This is a genomic window from Clostridium tyrobutyricum DSM 2637 = ATCC 25755 = JCM 11008, from assembly GCF_000359585.1.
Lineage (GTDB): Bacteria > Bacillota > Clostridia > Clostridiales > Clostridiaceae > Clostridium_B > Clostridium_B tyrobutyricum.
Genome location: NZ_APMH01000057.1, coordinates 1 through 4,476, shown reverse-complemented (window position 1 = coordinate 4,476; position 4,476 = coordinate 1). Strand labels below are relative to the sequence as shown.

The following is a 4,476-nucleotide window of genomic DNA, read 5'->3' as shown; positions in this document are numbered from 1 at the left end:
GCTTTTCTTATTTTATTCATGTATATATCCCTAAAAACTATTTAGGCTTCTAAGTCCTTTAGTTTCTTTACTACCAGTATGTCTATCCTCAACGACTCCTGTGTAAGCTGGTATTCTGTTACAAATTCCATGTATTTTTTATACTCTTTTAGTTCAAGCTGTACTACTGTCGTAAAGATCGAGTGCCATTTTATTTTTCACTTTTCCATGTCATCACTCTACCTTACTTCTATTTCTTTCATTATGTCATAAAAATAGAGTGAATTCCTCAACTCTGTCTATCAAACTATTTTACCATTAGGATTGACCCCATAGTGAAAGTCTGATTGAGATTGCTATTGACTTTTTAAGATATCATAGAAAATATGGAATTCCTCACCGGATAATTTTCAAATTAGAAGTACCTAAGTCAAAATTTTTTCAATTTCAAATTTTATCTTTAAAATTACAAGTTCACTAAATCAATGATTGGTAACAGAATAAAAAATTCATATAACTACTAATAATTATACCTTTAATCAAATTATTACATGTTTTAAAGGACTCTGACGATAAATGTAGAATATAAATTAATTAATAACAATCTACACTAATGTTTAAGGTTATTTTTACAAAATTGTTGCAGGAAGATGTAAGTTGATAAATATTATAGAAACCGCGACGTGGGTACTAAGTCTCTCAAATCCTAATTTGAGAACTTTAATTTCTTCTGGTAGTAGTTTTGGAACAAAAGAATGGATTTTAGAAGAACAAGATTTTCCTAAAGGTACTGGCTATTTAAAGAAATCAGGATCTTCATATAAGTGTTCTTTAGAAAAACTGTTACTAGCTACTGGGGTAGCTATGACTAATGCTGATTCACCTAATTCATATGAATCTTGGTATGCGATTTTAAAACATATAAATACATTTACGGCAGATAAAATGTTATTTGCTGAGGAAAGCTTTAAGGATTTAGACTTTCATAAAAAGACAATTTCAGCTGACGAAATTGGTATGGGGGCATGCCTTTGTTTAATGAGCGATATTTATGGAATTAAGTTTGCAGCCGATGCCGATTATTTTATGAAAAAAACAATTAATAATACATCTAGTCCATATTATAGATATAGTTTAAAAAGTGTGGGCAAGTATCGAAAAAATGGAAATCAGAAACCAGATTTTTTTTGCATATCCGATTCAAGAGAAGGTGTAGTTGTTGAAGCTAAAGGTACCTTTGGACCTTATTCAAATTTAAAAAATCCATTGAATAAAGGAAAGAATCAAGTTCAAAATGTAACTCTAATAGGAATAAAAATGCGTCCTAATGCATCAAGATTAGTAATGGCCACTCAAATTCCAATATATAATGTAAACACAAAAAGTTGGCCCCATACTATTATTAAAGATCCTGAAGAAAACAATTTAATTAAAGTAAATGTAACAGAGGAAGAAATAGCAAGATTATCATTGGCAAAAACATTTTGCTTTATGGGATTATATGATGTAGCTGATGATTTTTTAAATTTTAAATCTATTGGGTATTGGATAGAAGAAATTGAGTCTATGAGATATCAGTATACAGATTCTAAATATTATATTGTTAATTCTGATCTTTATGGAAACTATTTTGCATACATGCCACAAATATTTGAAGCAATTAGAATATCAGAAAAAGACTCTTTAGTGAAAGGATTAATTGAAACAGGGTTTTATGAATCTGAAAGTATGCAAGAAACTGAAGCAGAAATATTTTTGTCAAATGGCTTTGGAGTATTACGTAATTCGTAAATGCCAAACCATAGGTACTATATAAAAATATAGCCGCCATTTTGGCGGCAAACTGAATTACTTATTCTGCTTTTTACACTTGATTGGAAGTTTTTCAGACCATGTGAGAAGATCTTTTAGGAAATCAAGATTAGTATCTTCCATATGCTTTGGAATTTCTGTAAGAAGGAACTCAAAGTAATTGTATGGTTTTAACTTATTATTCTTCGCTGTCTGTACAATACTGTAGATTATTGTCTTGACCCTACAATCGTATCGATTAGATACCATTAGAATCTACACCGGATGATTTACCGCTTACCATTGTACTGGTTCTTGAACTTATGAGCAAATGGGAAAATGAACATATAAAAAAATAAGTAGTATCTCCACAGAAACTACCTATTCTTCTATTTATCTTTTTTTGGGTTCTTTTTTTTACTTTTAAGATAATTTATAACATTTACTGGCGGTAATATTAAAGGTGGCACATTAGCATTTGCAGTATAAGTTGATATTATAGCTCTAACATATGGAAATAATATAGCTACTCCATTTACTTCTGCAAAAGTACTAATTTTTTCTTTATTGCTTGTATCTAATTTAAACATACCAATTACACTTAAATTCATACTAAATGGATAATTATTTTTTATGGCATCTTTAAATACTTTAACTGACAATCTCAGTAAAAAGCCACTATTGTCATCTGAAAAATTAATATTACTATCGATATCAAAATCTATATTTATATTATTCTTACTATCAAAATTCAAATTATTGTAAAACTCAATTTTTTCAACTTCATAATTCTGAAATATTAAATCACTTTTAATACTTTCCATATTTATGCCGCCCTTATTAAGTTTCTTTGTTCTTTTTTCTTAAATTTATTATTTAAATTTACTTTACTGAATGATAAATTTTGATTATCGTTATAAATATTTTTACCACAATATACAAACCCTTCTATATCATTCGGTGTATTAAATAATAATTCTTTATTATCGGCTTCTCCAGACGGTATTTCATTAATCCCACATTTTTCAAGTATGTCATCAAATTCTTCAGCAGAAACATTTTTTAAAAAAATGTCTATTTTATTCTTTTCATCTTGTAAATTCATACTAATTCCTCCTAACTCAAATCATAACTTAAACTTATTCTTATTATATGAAAATTTATATAATTCATTCTCAGTACATCCATTATAGATTTTGCTTATAATAGATTCATAATTATCTATTAAATTATTCAAATCTAATAAACAATCAAATTCTATTATATTATTATTTTTAACGCAATATTGAGTTTCCGGCAAATAATTCAATCTCAATTTTGAATGTCTATATCTACTTTTATTTATTGGGAAAGTAGATATAACTAAATCATATTGTTTATTATAATTTAAAATATCAAATAATATATTTATTACTACCCCATCTACAAGATCAACATTTCTAAATCTTTTAGAGTATTCTTTTTTATTACTAAATTTATTATAGGCATAATCCATTATAGATTTATGTATTGGATTGTTTTCTAAGTTAAATATTCTATTTTTTTTAATACTTAACCTTATAGAAATAATACCATAGTCGTCAGTTAATTGATTTTTTGTTTTATATTCATATTTGTATCTATACTTAAACATATCTTTAATCCATTTAAATGCATAAAAATCATCCTTGTAAAAATAGCTTCCATTTCCCAACCAATGTTTATCTCCAATGGATGGAATCATAGATTTGTTATCTAGCATTTTATTTGCCCGTTTTATATCACTTCCATGATATCCAACCAAACATACATTTTCATCACACATTAGAATTCAATCCTATCTATATTCATTACCATCAATTACATTTTATATTCATAAAAATACTATAATATACTATTTTTATAAATTAATATTTGTCTCTCTTTTAGTAACTTAATTATAACATGAATTTTATGATTTTAAATAATATTTTATTTTATATTATGATTTTAAATAACATTATGATACTATTTTTTATTATCGGATTTATCAGCTACAGTTTCAGCATAACTTTCATCAGATAAACTCTTAAATATTTTACTCTCATATAAACCTGACAGATAATTCATAAATGGCTCTCTTAAATCATCCCTTTTTAATGCCATTTCCACAGTAGCCTGTAAATATCCAAATTTATCTCCTACATCATATCTTCTTCCCTCAAATTCGTAAGCATAAATAACCTGATGTGCAAGAAGATTCTTTAAAGCATCCGTCAACTGTATTTCATCACCTTTACCAGGCTTGGTTTTTTCAAGTACATCGAATATATCAGGCATCAATATGTATCTTCCCAGGATTGCTATATTGGAAGGTGCTTCTTTTACACTAGGTTTTTCAATTAAATCCTTAACCTTGTATACACATTTTTCTATGTTTAAATTTTTTATTACTCCGTATTTTGATACCTGACTTTTTTCTACCTGTTGAACACCTAAAATTGATGTATTATACTCTTCATAGCAGTTCATAAGCTGTTTCAAGCATGGTACTTCAGCATCTACTACATCATCACCAAGCATTACAGCAAAAGGCTCATCACCTATAAAGCTCTTTGCACAGTGTATTGCATGTCCTAAGCCTTTTGGCTCCTTCTGCCTTATGAAATGTATATTGGCTAAATTACTTATATCCTTTACTGTTTTCAGCAATTCCATCTTGTTATGATTTTCAAGTTGAAGTTCAAG

Annotated in this window: 6 protein-coding genes; 1 reads left to right on the top strand and 5 read right to left on the bottom strand. The window is 27.5% G+C overall.

Features of this window, described 5'->3' with window-relative positions; all coding sequences use genetic code 11:
* The first annotated feature begins 636 nt into the window (after positions 1–636).
* Complete coding sequence (locus J418_RS0115250) at positions 637–1,770, top strand: hypothetical protein (protein ID WP_017896036.1); 1,134 nt, start codon at positions 637–639, stop codon at positions 1,768–1,770.
* A 57-nt stretch (positions 1,771–1,827) separates the two neighbouring features.
* On the opposite strand, the gene J418_RS15815 is transcribed toward J418_RS0115250, so the two are convergent.
* The 5 genes from J418_RS15815 to J418_RS15810 all read right to left on the bottom strand — a co-directional run.
* Positions 1,828–2,040 (bottom strand): transposase domain-containing protein, encoded by a 213-nt coding sequence (locus J418_RS15815; RefSeq protein WP_023625220.1) that lies wholly within the window; start codon positions 2,038–2,040, stop codon positions 1,828–1,830.
* Positions 2,041–2,159: 119 nt separating this feature from the next.
* On the bottom strand, positions 2,160–2,594 hold the full coding sequence (locus J418_RS0115240; protein ID WP_017896035.1) for a protein-export chaperone SecB: 435 nt from the start codon (positions 2,592–2,594) through the stop codon (positions 2,160–2,162).
* Positions 2,595–2,596: 2 nt separating this feature from the next.
* Positions 2,597–2,875, bottom strand: a complete 279-nt coding sequence (locus tag J418_RS0115235; RefSeq protein WP_017896034.1) for a hypothetical protein — start codon at positions 2,873–2,875, stop codon at positions 2,597–2,599.
* A 21-nt stretch (positions 2,876–2,896) separates the two neighbouring features.
* Positions 2,897–3,574 carry a hypothetical protein gene (locus J418_RS0115230; RefSeq protein ID WP_017896033.1) on the bottom strand — a complete coding sequence of 226 codons (678 nt, stop codon included), beginning with the start codon at positions 3,572–3,574 and terminating at the stop codon, positions 2,897–2,899.
* Between the two features lie 182 nt (positions 3,575–3,756).
* Positions 3,757–4,476, bottom strand: a 720-nt coding sequence (locus J418_RS15810; protein WP_017896032.1) for a UTP--glucose-1-phosphate uridylyltransferase, incomplete at its 5' end; no start/stop codon positions are given.